The organism is Marinilabilia sp. (genome assembly GCF_016278715.1).
GTDB lineage: Bacteria > Bacteroidota > Bacteroidia > Bacteroidales > Marinilabiliaceae > Marinilabilia.
On record NZ_JADQBH010000182.1, the window covers coordinates 1 to 17,898 of the forward strand.

17 protein-coding genes are annotated in these 17,898 nt (G+C 42.4%); 3 read left to right on the forward strand and 14 right to left on the reverse strand.

Annotated features, from left to right (window positions below; all coding sequences use genetic code 11):
- Positions 1-245: superoxide dismutase (locus tag QZZ43_RS11445; RefSeq protein WP_291859268.1), on the forward strand; the 245-nt coding region annotated here is incomplete at its 5' end.
- 75 nt (positions 246-320) lie between these two features.
- Here the strand turns inward: QZZ43_RS11445 and QZZ43_RS11450 are convergent.
- From QZZ43_RS11450 to crtD, 7 genes are all read right to left on the reverse strand, one after another.
- A complete protein-coding gene (locus QZZ43_RS11450; protein ID WP_291859271.1) occupies positions 321-932 on the reverse strand; it encodes a fumarylacetoacetate hydrolase family protein in 612 nt (203 codons plus the stop codon).
- Between the two features lie 20 nt (positions 933-952).
- Positions 953-1,726, reverse strand: a complete 774-nt coding sequence (locus QZZ43_RS11455; protein WP_291859274.1) for a 3'-5' exonuclease — start codon at positions 1,724-1,726, stop codon at positions 953-955.
- Between the two features lie 163 nt (positions 1,727-1,889).
- A complete protein-coding gene (locus QZZ43_RS11460; protein WP_291859277.1) occupies positions 1,890-2,651 on the reverse strand; it encodes a hypothetical protein in 762 nt (253 codons plus the stop codon).
- Positions 2,630-3,727 carry a glycosyltransferase family 2 protein gene (locus QZZ43_RS11465; protein WP_291859280.1) on the reverse strand — a complete coding sequence of 366 codons (1,098 nt, stop codon included), beginning with the start codon at positions 3,725-3,727 and terminating at the stop codon, positions 2,630-2,632. The genes QZZ43_RS11460 and QZZ43_RS11465 overlap by 22 nt, the downstream gene beginning before the upstream one ends.
- Positions 3,728-3,761: 34 nt before the next feature.
- Positions 3,762-4,379, reverse strand: a complete 618-nt coding sequence (locus QZZ43_RS11470; RefSeq protein WP_291859283.1) for a lysophospholipid acyltransferase family protein — start codon at positions 4,377-4,379, stop codon at positions 3,762-3,764.
- Positions 4,380-4,432: 53 nt separating this feature from the next.
- Complete coding sequence (locus QZZ43_RS11475; RefSeq protein ID WP_291859285.1) at positions 4,433-5,095, reverse strand: carotenoid biosynthesis protein; 663 nt, start codon at positions 5,093-5,095, stop codon at positions 4,433-4,435.
- Positions 5,092-6,564, reverse strand: coding sequence for a 1-hydroxycarotenoid 3,4-desaturase CrtD (crtD, locus tag QZZ43_RS11480; protein ID WP_291859287.1), 1,473 nt, complete (start codon positions 6,562-6,564; stop codon positions 5,092-5,094). The genes QZZ43_RS11475 and crtD overlap by 4 nt, the downstream gene beginning before the upstream one ends.
- A gap of 220 nt (positions 6,565-6,784) precedes the next feature.
- Here crtD and QZZ43_RS11485 point away from each other — a divergent pair, with 220 nt between their 5' ends.
- Positions 6,785-8,260 carry an NAD(P)/FAD-dependent oxidoreductase gene (locus tag QZZ43_RS11485; RefSeq protein WP_291859290.1) on the forward strand — a complete coding sequence of 492 codons (1,476 nt, stop codon included), beginning with the start codon at positions 6,785-6,787 and terminating at the stop codon, positions 8,258-8,260.
- A gap of 170 nt (positions 8,261-8,430) precedes the next feature.
- A complete protein-coding gene (locus tag QZZ43_RS11490) occupies positions 8,431-9,273 on the forward strand; it encodes a phytoene/squalene synthase family protein (protein ID WP_291859292.1) in 843 nt (280 codons plus the stop codon).
- Between the two features lie 278 nt (positions 9,274-9,551).
- Here QZZ43_RS11490 and QZZ43_RS11495 read toward each other — a convergent pair whose 3' ends face one another.
- The 7 genes from QZZ43_RS11495 to QZZ43_RS11525 form a co-directional block, all read right to left on the reverse strand.
- On the reverse strand, positions 9,552-11,717 hold the full coding sequence (locus tag QZZ43_RS11495) for a S46 family peptidase (protein ID WP_291859293.1): 2,166 nt from the start codon (positions 11,715-11,717) through the stop codon (positions 9,552-9,554).
- A gap of 293 nt (positions 11,718-12,010) precedes the next feature.
- Entirely contained in the window at positions 12,011-12,598 is a 588-nt protein-coding gene (locus QZZ43_RS11500; protein ID WP_291859296.1) for a Maf family nucleotide pyrophosphatase, read from the reverse strand.
- Between the two features lie 189 nt (positions 12,599-12,787).
- On the reverse strand, positions 12,788-13,732 hold the full coding sequence (locus QZZ43_RS11505) for a geranylgeranylglycerol-phosphate geranylgeranyltransferase (protein WP_291859298.1): 945 nt from the start codon (positions 13,730-13,732) through the stop codon (positions 12,788-12,790).
- 160 nt (positions 13,733-13,892) lie between these two features.
- The gene (locus tag QZZ43_RS11510; RefSeq protein WP_291859301.1) at positions 13,893-14,408 is read right to left on the reverse strand and encodes an HAD family hydrolase; all 516 of its coding nucleotides are present in this window, start codon (positions 14,406-14,408) and stop codon (positions 13,893-13,895) included.
- Positions 14,409-14,640: 232 nt separating this feature from the next.
- Complete coding sequence (locus tag QZZ43_RS11515; RefSeq protein ID WP_291859303.1) at positions 14,641-15,426, reverse strand: DUF2520 domain-containing protein; 786 nt, start codon at positions 15,424-15,426, stop codon at positions 14,641-14,643.
- Between the two features lie 373 nt (positions 15,427-15,799).
- Positions 15,800-16,021, reverse strand: a complete 222-nt coding sequence (locus tag QZZ43_RS11520) for a hypothetical protein (protein ID WP_291859306.1) — start codon at positions 16,019-16,021, stop codon at positions 15,800-15,802.
- A 295-nt stretch (positions 16,022-16,316) separates the two neighbouring features.
- Entirely contained in the window at positions 16,317-17,720 is a 1,404-nt protein-coding gene (locus QZZ43_RS11525; protein ID WP_291859308.1) for an NfeD family protein, read from the reverse strand.
- Positions 17,721-17,898 lie beyond the last annotated feature (178 nt).

Genomic DNA, 17,898 nt, shown 5'->3' on the forward strand with positions numbered 1-17,898 from the left:
GGCTATATATGGATTCCGATAAAAACTTGAAAGTGACTTCCACCTCAAATCAGGACAACCCGTTGATGGACATTTCTTCGGAAAAAGGAGTACCATTGCTTGCACTGGATGTCTGGGAACATGCCTATTATTTGAAATACCAGAATATGCGGGGCACTTATGTGGATAACTTCTGGAATGTGGTGAACTGGAAAGCCGTTAGTAACCGCTGGGAAGGAGCCAATAAGGGCGAATGGAAAGGCTAAAAAGCAGAGGGCAAATTGCATGAAGAATAATGGGGCATCGGTAGACTTAATTGTCCGGTGCCCCATGTAGCTTGCTTATTTGACTTCAAAATCAAAGAATTCTTTTTCTTCAATGTACCCTTTCAACCGGTCACCAATTTTTACGGGGCCTACACCTGCAGGCGTTCCGGTATAGAGGTAATCGCCAATTTTCAGAGTGAAGTATTTTGAAACATGTGCGATGATTTGATCAATGCTGAAAATCATATCCGAAGTATTCCCTTTTTGACGGATTTCTCTATTGATTTCGAGATGAAAATTCAGATTTTTTAGATCGGGGTATTGCTCTTTATTAACAAACTTTGAGATGACAGCCGAATGGTCAAAGGCTTTACTTTTTTCCCAGGGCAACCCTTTTTTCTTTAGCTGATCTTGCAGGTCACGGGCCGTGAAATCTACCCCCAGGCCTATCTCATCATAATAGCGGCTGGCAAATTTCTCTTCAATATTTTTTCCTAACTTGTTGATGCGAACGACAATCTCCAACTCATAATGAAACGAATTGGCAAAATCAGGAAGAAAAAACGGATCGTTGTTCCGCAACAGAGCGGTATCGGGTTTTGAAAATATTACCGGCTCCGAAGGAACCGGGTTTTTCAGTTCTTTGGCGTGATCTTCATAGTTTCGGCCAATGCACAATATCTTCATTGATTCAAATGTTTTCTAAATTATCCTTTGCCAAAAGCATTTCGTAATTTGATGTTGGTCAATACTTTTTTGGTGAAAAGCGGAAAGTCCCCATTCATCATCCAGCTATAATAACCGGGATCGGTATCCAGCACCTCGGTTACCGGTTTTCCTTTGTATTTTCCGAAGTTGAAGACTTCCACTCCTTTTTCATTGAAGATGATTCGCCCTGCAAAATCAGCATTTCTGTTGTGAGCCGAGAATTTTGAGAGCCACTCCATATCGTTTTTAAGGTCGGAGTAATGATCCAGCTGTGCTTTCAATACTTCATACGTGGCACGGGTATCGGCTTCTGCACTGTGGGCATCGTCCAGATTTTTATCACAATAGAATTTGTATGCAGCTTCCAGGGTCCGTTTCTCCATCTTGTGGAAGATGGTCTGAACATCAATAAACTTCTTTTTGGTCATGTCGAAATCCACTTCGGCACGAATAAACTCTTCAGCCAATAGCGGAATGTCAAATTTATTGGAATTATAGCCGGCAATGTCGCATCCTTCCATGAATGTGGCGAGTTGCCGGCCAACTTCTTTAAAGGTGGGGGCATCGGCAACATCCTCATCGTAGATGCCATGAATTTCCGATGTTTTCTTTGGAATGGGCATTTCCGGGTTGATCCGCATGGTTTTGGTTTCTTCATTGCCGTCAGTATCTATTTTGAGTATGGAGATTTCAACAATGCGATCGGCGGCAATGTTGATGCCGGTGGTTTCCAAATCGAAAAAAACGATGGGATTTTTTAAGTTTAATTGCATGAGTTTTTATCTTATGTCTTTATTGATGTGTTTTCTGAAATGATTAAGAAACAAAAATAGTTAATCGGGTGGTTTATACCTAAAAATTATTCAGGGAGTTTTTGTCTGACCATTCGGGTGTACCTTTTATGGTCAGAAACCGGGTTCCTAAATTTTCTTGTATTTACTCCTTTGAAGTCCCGTATTTTTCCACAAACCGGGGCCAGACATCTTCATTGAACCATTTGAATCGGGGCGCGATTTGCTGAATTTTGAGGTAGGTTGAGCGGGCGTTTTCAACCTGTTCCATAGACTGGTAGGAGAATCCCAGCGTAACTAATGTGTTAAGGTAAAACCAATGGCCCTGATGATATTTGCTGCCGGCTTCCATCAGTTCAACGGCATGTTTGTAATGATGCAAAGCCTCTTCTTTATCACCTCCAAAAATTGAAGGAACATAATATAACTGGTTTCCTTTTTCAACCAGGTAATGAATGTTGGTGCTGTCGATTGCTGCAGAAGTTTTTAGGGCCGACAAACTTCTTGGACCAAGCACCATCGCTTTGTATCGGGCAAGGGCCATTTCGAATCCGTAGAAACCGCTTTTCAGGGCATGAGGTGCTGCATCGGCTTCAGGCATTTCTGTAAGTTCTTCCAGATAATCCCATCCGGTTTTCAGAAATTTTTCTGCTTCATCTTCTTTGTCGTTTCCCAGGCAATACCCAATGTATCCGTACCAGGCCAGGACGACTTCAAAGAGTTGGTCATAGTTGCCGGGTTCTCTTTGCGCGGCCATCTGCTCCATGGTTTTTCTCCACGGTTCCATGTTTGTTGTGGTGTAACACTCAAAAAACAGCTCATCATGATTTTGTCCCGCGGCAGGGTTAAGCAGCAATCCTGTTAAAAGCACAATTAATAAAACGGTTATATTTTTCTTCCTTTCCATGTGGTCTCTTTTAAAATCAATTGCCGCGTGGCAATATAAAAAAGATGAATCAGCGCAATTTGTTGTAGCGGCATTAACAACAGATTTCTTATTACGGATGTTCCGCTGGCTATCGAGACAAAAATTCGCATTGAAAACAATAGCAGAAAATATGCCAGAAGCCATGTTGGTGATATTGACAGAACGATGGGCAACCATCCCAACGACGAGAAGATCACATAAATCCAACCTGCAAAGATGTTTCCTCCGAAGAAGAAACGTGCACTGCGTGCCAGTCCCTGAAGTGCATCCCGGTAGTTGGTGTACATCCGGCATTTCAATCCCTCGGGGGCCAGAGCGGTTCTCACTTTCAAGTTTTTCTTCTTAATGTATTGGGCGATGGCAATATCTTCTACTGCCTGGTTTTTCACTGCCTGATGAAATTGGTGTTCGCGGTAAATTTTGCCGTCAAACAACATAAATTGCCCGTTGGCGGCTGTCATCAGTGACCAGGGAATAAAACGGGAAATAGCAAGAGGAAGCAGTGAAATCAGGATGATATTTACCTGAGCAACCAATAACCATTCTCCCAATGTTTTCATTTCCTGATGGGGGAAAAAAGAAAAAAGTGCCAGATGGTTGTGTTTTATGTTTGATAAAGCCAGGTCTAAGGCATCCTGATTAACGGTAACATCGGCATCGAGGAACAATAAATAATTTCCCCGGGCTTTTTCCGCCAGACGATAACAAGCGTGGTTCTTTCCTTTCCAATCGGGAGGAACCTCTTTGCCTTTAATAAGCCGGATACGACAATCTTTACTCTTCCAAAGTTTAACGATGGCAGCAGTCTCATCTTCCGACTGGTCATCGTAAATAATGATTTCACCTACCGTTTCGTCACATTTCAGTAGACTTTGAAAAAGGCCGGGTAGGTTTTTTGCTTCATTGCGGGCCGGAATCAGAATGGATACATCGCTGTTTTGCTTTGTAAAGCTTTTAAACACTGGCATTCCGGTGAGAAGATTCAGAAACGATGTCAGCCATCGAACGGCGATGATTGTAAAAGCAATGAAGGCTAATATTGTAATAAAATCCATTTGTACAGTTATTGAGCGGTTGAGTGATACTGATTTAAAGATCCGTGTTCTTGTTGTGATGTTCAATGCACTCATCCATAAAATCATTATAACTTTGTTCTATGTTTGCAGGTTTATATGTGTTGGTTATCAGGTCTTTAATGTAAAGCCATACAGACGGTCTGGGACTTCCGAAATAATCAATCAGCGTTACCACCATCTTAATTGGGGCTCCAGTTTTGCCTGCCAGATGCGCTACGCCGGGTTCGAAATGAAGGTAACGGGTTGCCTGAGCCTGCAACTTTCCCTGAGGATACATCAATAAAAGGTTGTGGGTGTTTTTGAGTATGTTTTTTGCATAAATTAAGGATGCAGGGGTCGTGGAGTGATTTCTTCTGATGGAAAATGCACCCCCCTGTGTCAGAAATTTTCTTTTCTCCAGCTCTTCTTCCAGCATCATGACATAGAAATTTTTCTTCCAATATTTATTATTGAGGTAATTGACGAAAAAACCATCCCACCACGAGAAGTGATTGTTGATTACGAGGATGGAAGAATTTGGGGTGCCGGTATCACCTTCAATAAATATTTTTTTGAATTTTGCATGAATTATAATCTGAGTAAACAGCTTAAACAACCAAACGAGAAAAGGATTATGAGAGGCTTTTATCATATAAATAGAGTTGAATCAATCATTTTTTGAGCTGCGTGTCAATAAAACTGAATTTACAAATTAAGGAGATTTAGTAAAAAGAAAAAACCGATTTGTGCTGCCAATAATCCCGGAGCCACCGGATTGTCGTAACGGACTTTTGTGAGTTTGAAAACACTCAGAAAAACAAACGAGATGATAAACCACGCCAGATAATTTTGGTGTGGAACATTCTTTCCGGCCCAGTTCCACATATCTGATTCTATAGCAACAGGTTCGAGAAACAGGTCATAGCCAACTAAAATAGCAGATCCAATTAAAAGTGGTCCGCCACCGTGGAGGTTTATTTTTTGAACCAGTTGCCATACAATGTAAACCAACATTACCCAGTTGATCCCGATAAGCAGAGGAGTGCCTGAAATTTTGGGGCCCAAAGTCGCCCCATACTGGTATTCTCCAAAAATTACTCCTGTGTTAACGCCGAGGGCTTCAATAAAAATGCCACCAATCAGCACAAAGACCGATGCACCTATAAATCTGGAATTCCATGGCCGATGAAACCACAACATAATCACTGTTGACATTAGAATGGATACCCCGGTAAGGTTTTGAAAAAGCTCACGGGTAAATGGAAATGCAAATCCGATAACTCCAACGGAGTAGTATATGAGCCAGAATCGGTTGATTCTTTTCGGAGTCAGATGTTTTCTCGTTAATTTCTTAAATGTTTCGGTCATAGTTGTTCAATTTCTTTTTCAACAATGGCGGCCGAAGCCAGACAAAGAGGAATGCCTCCTCCCGGGTGCACGCTTCCTCCTGTAAAAAACAAATTGCCGAATTCTTTCGATTTGTTTTGATGCCTCAGAAAAGCCGACCAGATGGAATTGGAATTATTTCCGTACAGTGCGCCTTTCCAGGAACCGGTATTGGTCTCAATCGTTTGGGGTGTAGCAACTTCTTCGAAAAGAATATCAGGTTGAGGATCAAATTTCAATGTTCGCTGGATTTTTTCAATGATTTTTCTTCTGGCCTTATCTACTGAATCCTGCATGCCCGCCTGGTCTGTTGAAGGTGCATTTATCATTACAAACCAATTTTCCTGGCCTTTGGGCGCATCGGATTCCACAATTTTGGAACTGATAAAAATATAAACCGTGGGATCGTCAAATAGTTGATGTTCTTTGAAAATTGAACGAAATTCTCCGGCATAATCAGATGAGAATAGAATATTGTGAACGTCCAATTGGGGGAATGAGCGCCTCATACCCCAATAAAATATGAGGGCTGAAGAAGAGAGAGAAGGTTTTCTGACGGAGCGGGGCATTTTCAGTCTTCTTCCGGAATCCCGGTAAAAGGTGTTGACATCCATATCCGATATCACCAGGTCTGCGTTAAACTCTTCTTCATCAGCAATTACCTTTGTGATGCGACCATCTTTGGATGTCAACCCGGTGACTTTTTTTTCAAATTTAAATTCCACGCCCAGGCTAAGTGCTTTTTGGTAAACCGCTTCAACAATACTGTACATGCCTTTTTCGGGGAAAAATGCACCTTCATTGTGCTCCAGGTGCGCAATCATATTGAGCATACTGGAAGCTTTGTAGGGGGAAGAACCGTTGTAGGTGGCATATCTGTCAAAAATCTGTATAACCTGAGGACTGCGAAATATTCGTTGGTTCTCATTGTGCATGGTTCGCAGCGGTTTTACTTTGAGAAGCGGCATTAGCTCACCCGGTTGTTTTTTTCTTGCCGAGGAGATAATATTTTTCAGAGAATTAAAAATAAACAAATCGGCTGATGACAGATAGCGATCGCTTGCTGTTTTAAGGTAATTTAGAATATTCTCTGCTGGTTCTCCCGTTTTTTTTTCAATCTCTTTGGCAAAATCTGTAGGGTTTTCGGGGACATTGATGGTGGTACCGTCATCATAAAAGTACCGACATACATTTTTAAGTTTTTTGAACCTGAATTTTGAACCAGAACTGTCTGAGCCAAGGTCTAATAGTTCTGTAACCAGATTGGGAAGAGTGAAAAGTGATGGTCCGGTGTCGAAACGGAATCCGTCTCTTTGTATTTGATGTATTTTACCACCAGGGCGGTTATTTTTTTCCAAAACAATAACAGAGTAGTTGCGGGCTGCCATGCGCACAGCTGTTGCGAGACCACCGATGCCTGCTCCTATTATAATGCATTTTTTTTGTTTCATCATTTTGCTTTAAGCGTAAACAAAACATTTAGTTTATATGTTTAATTTTTATATTTTAATTATCATGCCTGCTAAATCTTACAACTATATTGCTGGACGCTGTATGTTCCTTTAATGGAATATTTGTTTAAACAATCTTGTTATGAAAGGAATCTGTAAGCACTAAAAGAATTGAATTTAAGAGAAATTTAAAGGAAATTGAGGTAGTAATACAATTTTTATGACAAAAGTTTTAATTGCAGGAACAGGACTTGGAGGCTTGGCAACCGCGCTCAGGCTAACCAGCAAAGGACATGAGGTGGTGATGGTGGAAAAGTTTCATCAGGCGGGAGGCCGGCTAAACCGACTTACCAAAGATGGATTTACCTTTGATATGGGGCCTTCCTTTTTTAGCATGAGTTACGAATTTCATGAGTTGGCCCGTTCCTGTAATTGGGAACTGCCTTTAGTATTTCATGAGCTGGATCCGCTTTATGCAGTAAATTTTTCTGATACCGGAAAGACTTATAAAATATATAAAGATCCGCATAAACTTGCTGAAGAGTTTCAGGGAATTGAGCCTGGCCTGGAGCAAAAGCTGAACCGATACCTCCAAAGCACCGGAGCACTTTTTCATGACACCGAGAATCTGATTATCCGACGCAATTTTAATCATTGGTGGGAATATCTGCAGGCCTTGGTGCAAGTACCCGTTAAACATGCGCCAAAGCTTTTCCGCACTTTCTGGAGCGAAGTTGAGCGGCATTTTGAGTCAAGGGAAGTAAAAGAGATTTTGTCGCTGGTCGCTTTTTTTCTTGGAGGCACTCCCTTTGACACCCCGGCGATTTTTACTCTTTTGTCGTACACAGAATTGAAGCATGACGGTTATTACAATGTGCAGGGTGGGATGTACAAGATAGTGGAGGGGTTGGTGGAGGAGCTTAAAAACAGAGGTGTGCAAATGCATTTTAACACAGAAATTGTTGATGTTGAAACGGAAAATAAACAGGTGAAAGCGCTGACAGACCAAAATGGGCACAAATGGGAAGCCGACCAGTTTGTGGTTAATGCTGATGCGGCCTGGTTTAGAGGTGCGATTTTGAAGCGCAGGTCTTTTCGGATGGAGAGGCTGGACGAAATGCGATGGACAATGGCGCCACTTACCATCTATCTTGGTGTAAAAGGGAAAATCCCTAACATACATCACCACAACTATTTCCTTGGAACCAATTTCAGAGATTATGCAAAAGGAATATTTAAGAATCAGGTGTCGTTGCAAAAGCCATACTACTATGTAAATGTGCTTTCGCGTCACAATTCTGAGAGTGCCCCGGAGGGCTGTGAATCGCTCTTTATTTTGGTTCCGGTGCCCGATTTGCGGTTTCGCCCCGACTGGTCAGACAGGGAAGAAATTACAGAGAGCATCTTAAAGGATCTTTCTGAAAGAATTGGGTTTGATTTGGTTAAAAACAGAATTTCCCAGACCGTTTACACACCTGAGGAATGGGAAAAGATGTTTAATCTGCACCGTGGAAGTGGTCTGGGATTGGGACACAATATGGGTCAGATGGCCTATCTGCGTCCTTCGAACAAAGATGAGAAACTGAATAATCTTTTTTATACCGGTGCTTCCACGACACCTGGCACGGGCCTGCCAATGGTTGTTATTGGTTCAAAATTGACAGTGGAGCAAATGGAGGCTTATAATCAGAATTGAAGTTCTAAACTTGAGTCCCCTCCGAAAAGAGGGGTTTTGTCAAGATCGAGGCGCAGAGAATTTTTTCAACCGGAGTTAACTTGCTGTTAATGATGATTTAAAACTTTCTGTAGCGAAGATGTTTGCAACAATAACCTTTTTGGAGTGGGCTCAAACTTAAAGATGTTGAGATGAACAGTATCGAATTATACAACAGCAATGCACTGGCTTGCAGCCGGAATACCACACGAAAGTACAGCACCAGCTTTTCTTTGGGCATAAGATTGTTAGCTCCTGAAGTTCGTCGGGCTGTTTATTCCATTTATGGTTTTGTGCGGTTTGCCGATGAAATTGTCGATACTTTTCATAACCACAATAAAGAAGAATTATTGGAGCGGTTTCGTAAAGAGACTTATTTTGCAATAGAGGAAGGCATTTCAACCAATCCTATATTGCAAAGTTTTCAGATTGTTGTGAATCAATATGCAATAGACTTTCATCTAATTGAGGCATTTTTTGACAGTATGGCTATGGATCTGGATCATAAGAAATATGACAGAGAGAAGTACGAAAGGTATATTTATGGCTCGGCAGAGGTGGTTGGATTGATGTGTTTGCGTGTTTTTTACAAAGATGATCCGGAAAAATATGAGGTGTTACAACATCCTGCCCGGAAACTGGGAGAAGCATTTCAGAAAGTTAATTTTCTCAGGGATGTTCAATCTGACCTTGATGAGCGGGGCAGAAGTTATTTCCCAAATGTGGATTTGTTAAATTTTTCCAAAGTGCAGAAAGAGAAGATAGAGCAGGAGATTGAAAATGACTTTAAGGAAGCCTACAAAGGAATTGTAATGCTTAAGAAAGAAGCCCGGTTGGGGGTTTACATCGCTTATATTTATTACCTTAAACTTTTCCGAAAAATCAAGTGTACGCCCCCCACGGCCATTTTGCGCCAACGCATCAGGGTAAATAACTGGATGAAAATGAGATTGCTATTTCAGGGCGTGGTGAAACATGAATTTGGACAGGTATAGTGGAGATTTTGTATGAGAATGCTTATCCTGGCATTTCAAAAAACAACCCTGTGTTTCAAATAACCAAATTTTGGATATGGCTTAATCCCGGAAAGAGGTTTATACATATTAAGTTTAGAATTGATAGAACCTGGATGGGCTCCGGTTATGGTGGTTTTACTGGAATTCCATCCGAATTTATTTCCCGAGGCAAAAGAAAACCCGTGAATTGATTGAAAAACTCAATTAGCACGGGTTTAAGAATTTTGATGTTTCTTATATTTGCCGGGAAGTGTCCTTTATTCGATGATGGTCATTTCATCCAGTAGATAACCGGCTCCAGCAAATTTGTCGATGATAAAAAGAGCGTAACGGATATCCAGAGAAATGTTGCGACACTGTTCGGGATTGAACATTAAATCGCTCATGACTCCCTCCCAGGCCCGGTCGAAGTTAACACCAATCAGATGTCCTTCGGCATTGACAACAGGGCTGCCTGAATTACCACCGGTGGTGTGATTGGTGGCTATGAAACAGACTGGGACAGTACCTTTCTCTTCGTAACGACCGTAATTCTTGGTACGGTAGAGCTCTTTTAGTCGTTCAGGCACCCGGTAGTCATAAATATCCGGATTATCCTTTTCCATGATTCCCTCTATTGTTGTCTGATAAAGATATTTTACGGCATCGCGCGGTTCGTAACCTTTCACTTTGCCATACCCCACTCTCAGTGTAAAGTTGGCATCGGGGTATAATACTTTATCCGACTCAAATTCCATTTGGGCCTTCATGTAAATCTGATTCAGGCTGTCGGTTTTTTGATTGAATGATTGGTATAACGGATAAAGCTGGTCGCTATATACATCTATGAAATTTTCGAACAATTCCCAGGCCGGGTCTTTTTTAAGTTTTTTTACGCTACGTCCAGAGAAATCTTCCAGAAAATTCAGTGCTGATGCTTCATCGGTAAACATTGTTTTCTTGAACAGACGGTCGGCATAGGCCTTGAAATCTCCGTTGTATTTCCGAGCAATCTTTTCATAAACGGCTGGCAGATATTCATCGTTAACGTTCTCTTTGTAGAGCGAAAGGATATCGGCAGTGATTTCTTTATCAATGGGTTGGTGGTAGTCTTTGAAGAAATTAGCCAGGTCTTTCTTAATATTGACTTTTATTTTTTTTATTTCCTCTGCTTTAGGTTCTTCCTCTTTTTCGTAAATATTTATTAACGGGCGAAACATAGATGCAACATTTGTCACTTCAATGCCGTTTCGGAAGATTACTTCCAGAAGCATGTCGCGGCCCAGGCGTACATCTCCCAATGTAGCATATAGTTCTTCGTATTCATCCAGGAGGTTTCCATACCTGGCCTCCCGGTCGGCATCTTCAGCAACCCATTCCTGAAAATCGGCCTGATAATCCTTTTTCTTTTGTTGAGCATCCAGGATGTCAAGTCCTCTGATCTCACCGCGCCATCGTTTCCAGGAATTGGAGACTCCTGCATTTTTTGCGGCATATTTAATGCGTACCCCACGGTCTTGTTCCATATACTTGTCCATGATGTTTAGTTTGTGGGTACGGATGTCAATCAACCCCGGGTAAACTTTTTCGGTAAGCATTTCCAGGTGGAAGGATGGAACATACTGATAGGTACTCCCCGGGTATCCAAAGACCATAGTGAAATCTCCTTCTTCTATTCCTTTGAGGGATACAGGAAAGTGTTTGGCTGGCTTGTACGGTTTGTTGCCGGCACTGAATTCTGTGGGCTCATTGTTTTCGTCGGCATAGATGCGGAAAACGGAAAAATCGCCTGTATGACGGGGCCACATCCAGTTGTCGGTGTCGCCGCCAAATTTTCCGATGGCAGAGGGAGGAGCTCCAACAAGCCTTATGTCTTTAAAAACTTCGTTGACAAACAGGAAATACTGATTGCCGTGAAAAAAGGGTTTTACAGTGGCTGTATAGTGGGTGTCTTTGGTCGCCTGGTCATTAATTTTCTTGATATTTCCGGCAATGATTTCTTCGCGCTCTTTCATAGCCATGGTTTCTTCCACCCCTTTGAGAACGCTGTCGGTAACATCTTCCATGTACTTCAGGAAGGTTACGGACATGTTTGGATTCGCCAATTCTTCCTCTTTCGACATGGCCCAGAAACCGTCGGTCAGGTAGTCGTTTTCAACGGTGCTGTGCGACTGGATGGCCGAATAACCGCAATGATGGTTGGTGATAATCAGTCCCTGGTCGGAAATTAGTTCGGCAGTACAGCCTCCGTTAAAAATCATTACAGCATCTTTCATACTTGCCTGATTGATACTGTAGATATCTTCAGCTGTCAGTTTAAATCCCATTTCCTGCATCTCCTCGATGTTGTATTTCTCCAGGAGCAGGGGAATCCACATCCCTTCCTTGGCAAGCGATGCAAATGCCAGATGCAGGGAAATGATTACGAGTAGTAACTTCTTCATTTTATGATTGTTTTTACGGTTTTTATTGCATTAAAAATAATCATCATTCGATTTTTTTCTAATGGCTTTAGCTTAAAGTAGCTTTATTGTCATCAGAGATTGATTCGGGAATGGTTCTCGAAATGGCTGAGCCTCCGGGGGGCGTGGAAGAGGTCATTGCGATGGCTCGGCCCGAAGCGATCTTAAAAAAAACACATTCCACTATAAGCTAAATCCTTTATAATCTCTTACTTTCCAACATCTAACCTCTAGCTTCCAGCTCCTAACCTCAGGATGGAGACCCATTCGCCGAATCAGAACTTCTCCAACTCATCCATCAGTCGCGAAACCGGCAGTCCCATGACATTAAAATAGCTGCCATCGATGCGTTCGATTCCCACAATTCCAATCCATTCCTGGATGCCATACGAGCCGGCCTTGTCGTAAGGTTCAAACCGGTCGATGTAATATTGGATTTGTTCCCTGTCGAGAGGTTTAAAATGCACGGTAGTAATATCAGAAAAAGCAATTTCTTTATTCGCCGAGCGTACCATCACTCCTGTAATTACCCGGTGTGAGCGACCGGAAAGGGTTTCCAGCATTTTGAAGGCTTGCTCTTGATTGTCCGGTTTACCAATTACCTGGTTGTCGATGGCCACAATGGTATCGGCAGTAATTATCAATTGGTCCGGCTGTTGCCAGATGTCTTTCCAGGCATTAGATTTCAATCGGGCCAGAAAGAGGGCTACCTCGTCAATATGCACTCCGTAGGGCACCTCTTCGGGGACATCACGGCCTTTGCCTATGGTGAAATCAATACCTGCCTGACGGAGCAGATCATGACGGCGGGGAGAGCCCGAAGCCAGGGTAATATGGTATTTTTCGAGGTTTTTTAGAAACATTAAAACAGAATTTTTTGGATTTCTGAAAACTTAGGGATTGTGCCGAAATAATTTGCCGCTTTAGACTTGTTCTTTTGCCCATTAACTTCCTTGAAAATCCATTAAACAGCTCTCTATTCGCAATATTTTCAAGTCGGCAAAGAACAAAATAACTTCGTTAAATCTGTCAAATAATTTCATTGCAAACCCTTAAACAAAAAAGGTTCGGGCCACGATGATGAATAAAATACCCATCAGCATAATGATTTTGCTAAGTCCGCTGATAAAGGCAAAGTCCCTTTTTGTTTTGGCTTTTACAGTTCTGATGGCCAGGATGATGTATGGGACGGTCAGGAAAAGGAAGAAATATCCCCAGGTAATGTAACTGGTTCTAAGTTGGGGAACAAACAAAAGTATCAGCCATAGAGCTGTAACTGAGGCAATGGATAGAATTACCACTACCGTCCGGGAGTAGTTAATGCCCATTTCGACAGGGAGAGTGCGACAGCCTGCTTCACTGTCTCCTTCCACATCCTCCATGTCTTTTATTAGTTCGCGCATGATGGTGCTGATAAAGGCAAAAAAAGCAAATCCTGCAGTCCAGAACCATGCTGTAGAACAAGCTTCAGACTGCAAAATGGTATTTCCGTGAACTCTTGCCAGTGTCGCGAATTCCAGAGAGACAACCACAAAAGGGACTAAGGCCGTAAGCAGGGCTATGGTAAGATTGCCAACCAGCATCTGTTTCTTCAGTGTGGTGGAGTAGTACCACAAAAGTCCCGGAATCACAATAAACATCAGCGCATAGTTCTCCTTGCGCGTAACATAGGCGAGAAACAGACCGATGAACACCCCGGTAATGGTGAATATCACATGAAGCAGCAATGCTGAGCGTCTTGGAACTTCGCGGCCTACAACAACATTGTCGGGCTTATTGATGCGGTCGATGCTGACATCGAAATAATTGTTGATGACGTATCCTGAGGCTGCCAAAAGGACCGTAGCCAAAACCAGCAGTCCAAACCGGACATGGCTCAACTCAGGACTGACCCCGTAATGACCCAGGATGGGTATTAACAAACCATACCGCAGCAAAAACTGAAGCAAAACTATAATGATGAGGTTTTTGTAACGAATAAGACTTAGATATGCCATTGATTTTTAGTTTATTGGCCCCTGAATTTCAGAAAAAAGGGCCTTCTGAGTTGCTTGTTTTGCGTTTCGGATTGAGAGTGTTTTTTATGTTTTTAAGACGGCTCAGGAAGTCTTTTAAACTTCTAATATCCAGCTTCTTAGTTCTTGATTTCAGCTACCCTTACCACTTAAAATCTGTTCCCCACTTTCCCTGAGCTCTTAGTACCTGTTCCATCACATCGCGAACGCAGCCTTCACCACCTTTGGCGTGACTGATATATTTACATAGGGACTTAATTTCCTCCACTGCATCAGATGGGCAAACGGGCACCCCTACTTCCTTCATTACGGGGTAGTCGGGGATATCGTCGCCCATATAGAGCACATTCTCCGGGTTCAGGTCGTATTTAGAAATCCATTCATTGAACTGGTTGATTTTCTCCGAAGCACCCATATAAACATCGGGTACACCGAGGTTCAGATATCGCTGTTTAACCGACTCGGTATTTCCACCTGTAATAATAGCCACGGGGTAACCCAGTTTTACGGCCAGTTGCATGACAAATCCATCTTTAATATTGGCTGTTCGCATGGGTTCGCCTGAGGGATGCAGGGGAATTACCTGCCAGGACAATACCCCATCCACATCAAATGCGAATGCCTTTACTTTCATTAGGTCTTCCTTGAAGTTGGTCATATTTTAATTTCTTTTTATTATGTCTTTAGTAATGTGGTGATTTAGGCTTCGTTTTCACACTCACAGAGGCGAAAAGCTCATCCTTGATGCCTTTGAATACAAGAAATTTGCTGTTCCATATTCATTAGGGGTAGATTCTACCAGCTATGAGCCAAGAGCCAAGAGCTAACGGCTACCAGCTAAGTATATGGTTTAATCCCCAAAAATTAAAGCGTCAGGCGAAAATAGCATTTTATTCCCGTTTGTGGTATTTTAAAATGTCGTAACTCAACAAGCGATAGATTTCCCGAAGAGATGGATTGTCTTTCAATCGGGCCAGATGTTTGTCGATGACCTCCTTGTCGTTTCTGATGGCCGGCCCGGTTTGGGCTTGCTGTGGTGACATGTACAAAACTTTTTGGGTGGTTTCTTTAATCAAAGGGGTCAGGTATTTGAACGAGAGCCCGCCGCTTTCCAGTAAATCGGCAGACAAGCTGTACAGATGATTGACAAAGTTACAGGAAAGAACAGCTGCTATGTGAAGGGTGGCCCGCAGTGATGAATCGGCCTGGCTGACTTTGGCCGAAAGAATACCGGCAAGTTTGAGGAGCCGTTGGGTGGTTTCCTGGTCACTGCCTTCAATGAGGAACGGAACATCGTTGTAATCTATTATTCTCTCCTTGCTAAGTGTTTGAAAGGGGTAGAAAACACCTCTTTTTTTGAAGCGCGAAAGCACATCCATTGGAATACTGCCGGCGCTGTGTGCCACAATGCCATCGAAGTCGGGGAGTGCTTCTGCAATTTCGGGAATGGCATCGTCGGAGACCGAGATGAGCCATAAATCGGCAGTGGTATCTGCTTCACTTAAATTGGAGATGGCCTGTATGTTTTTTGGCAGAGCTACTTCTTCGGCATTTTCCTGCGTTCGGCTGTATATTTGCCGGATTTCGATGCCCGACTCGGTTAGCGCATTGGCAAAGTGTGTTCCCACATTCCCGGTTCCCAATAGAACCACAGAAACAATATTTGTGTTGTTCATACGTAAATCAGCATTTTTGAATCACTAATTTAGGAGAAATATTTGTGATGTTTAAGAAAAAAAAGGATGCAAATCAAACCTGTCCTAAATAAATATTTTTAAGATACTGTAAGTCCTTTCGTCCGGGTGGATTTGTAATTCACATCAAATGATAGCGACAATTCAAGGAAAAATACCACCATGCAAGTTCAAAAATATTTTCAGACTTCAAATCCACCTATAATTGCCGTGTGGATTCTGAAATCCACACTTACGTGAGTACCGATACGAAAAGAAATTTGAGCACCCGAAAATAAAGAAAAACGGCCCTTCTAAAAGACAAAAGGCTGCCCGAGGGCAGCCTTTGTTATTTAAATGGTTCAACATTGCCTCTTTAAAACAAGGCATCATCATCATCGCTATAGAGGTCGTCGAAACCCCGGTACTCTCTGTCGCTTAGCACAAAATCATCCATTTCTCCTAAATCATCCAATTCATCATAAATGGATGGCTTTTTCGACCTTTTACTTTTTGATACATTAGCTCCCGATTTTTTAGGTTTTTCGAAAGCATCGAAATCGTTATTGTGCTTTTGGGGCAGCTTCTTGGATTTCATGATTCAATTCTCAATTAATTAAATTAATAAATTAAAGATTTCTTAAGTGCCTTTATTCTTGGCATTTGTGAGAGCGTTGAAACTTTGGCAATTCATTAAATTGCACCTCTGTTTCATGAACTAAAATAGTGATTTTTGATATGCAAATACACCCCTGTCAAAAAAAACGACTAAAAAATGAATTTTTGGTAGTTTTTTATTTGGCTGTATATCAGTTTTTTAGTAATGGAACTGTGCGTGTTGTTATTGGGCGAATCAAAAATTAGCTAAAAATGTCATGTAAAGATTGCATTTTTTATTCCTCTACCTGTCTGACGACCAGTTGTCCGGACCAGAATGCGGTTATTTCGACCATCTCACCTTTTTCGATGAATCCTTCCGAAGCTCGGGCATCATATATTTTTCCTTCTACCTCTACTCTACCCGAAGGACGTAGTACGGTAGATGCCTTACCGGTTTTCCCCACCAGGGTTTTCATGTTTGAGTCGATACTAACATATCCCTGGTCAAGGGGCTGGGTGGTTTGAAGGGCCAGCTTTGAGAAGGGACCCGACGTGGTTGTCAGTATTTTTTGACTGAGCCAGATGCTTAGGATGAATCCTCCGAAAATACCTAAAAACACAGTTAGTAATGCTGTAAAAAAGGCGGTGGTGTCTACGGGTGAAAAGTCGAAGGCAGTATTTTCAAGTAAGCTCAGGGTCAGACCTGTCAGCGCCAGCAAAATTCCGGATATGCCAGCTATTCCGAACCCCGGAATGGCAAATATCTCCACGGCAATCAGTGCTATACCGATGATAAAAAGTAGAATCTCCCAGTTGGCTGCTAATCCGTCGATGTATAGAGGAGCAAAATAGAGAATAGCAGCTGCTGCCGATACGATTAGCGGAAAACCAATGCCCGGTGATTGCAACTCAAAATAGAGCCCGCCGATGATGAGCAAAACCAGAATTCCCTGTAAAACAGGACTGGTCAGTAATCCTTTCAGTCCATCATAAAAAGATGGCTCGTAGGTTTTCAGTTCGTAGGGTTTGAGTTCCAGTTTTTCGAGAACTTCATCCACCGATTCGGCGGTTCCTTCGCAGAAATTCAGTTCAATGGCTTCCAGGGTTGTGAGGGTAAGTACTTTCCCTGAATCAATAACTCCGGGGATAATCACTCGGTCATCGACCATTGCTTCGGCAATTTGGGGGTCACGTACCCAACGAATAATGGTGTCGGTTGGGGTAATGATGGTGTCTTTGCCATGCGATTCGGCCGTGGAACGAATGGTGGAACGCATATAAGACTGGTATTTGTCGGGCATTTGTTCTCCGGTTTGATTGACAACGGTGGCTGCCCCTATGTTGGCGCCCGGCCGCATATAAATACTGTCGCAGGCAAGGGAAATAAGTGCTCCGGCACTTGCTGCATTGTTGTCGATAAACACGTGTACGGGAATCTTGCTGTTGAGAATGCGCGTGCGAATGGAATCGGCAAAAAGCACCTGGCCACCATAGGTATTTAAATGAATGAGGATGGCATCGGCTTTCAGTGAGTCGGCTTCCTTAAACGCATTCTGGGTATGTACCCAACTGGTGCTGTTGATTTCGCTGAAAATACGCAGACGGTAAACCAGATTCTCAGATTCTTCGTTGCCCTGCCCTGTGAGTGAGGAGCCAAACAGAACGAGGAAAAATAGGAAGGAGAATAATTTTCGCATAGTTTTAGGTGGTAATACTTTTATAATATTTCTGTTTTTCGGGATATAACTGAATGTTTATAACAATTCTGTTTCTTACAAATTTACATATTAATAAGCACAATTGTATCACAGAAAAACGACAACTTCATCGGCGCCAGAAACGGGGATAAATTTTCTTCATTTTTCTCTGCCATTT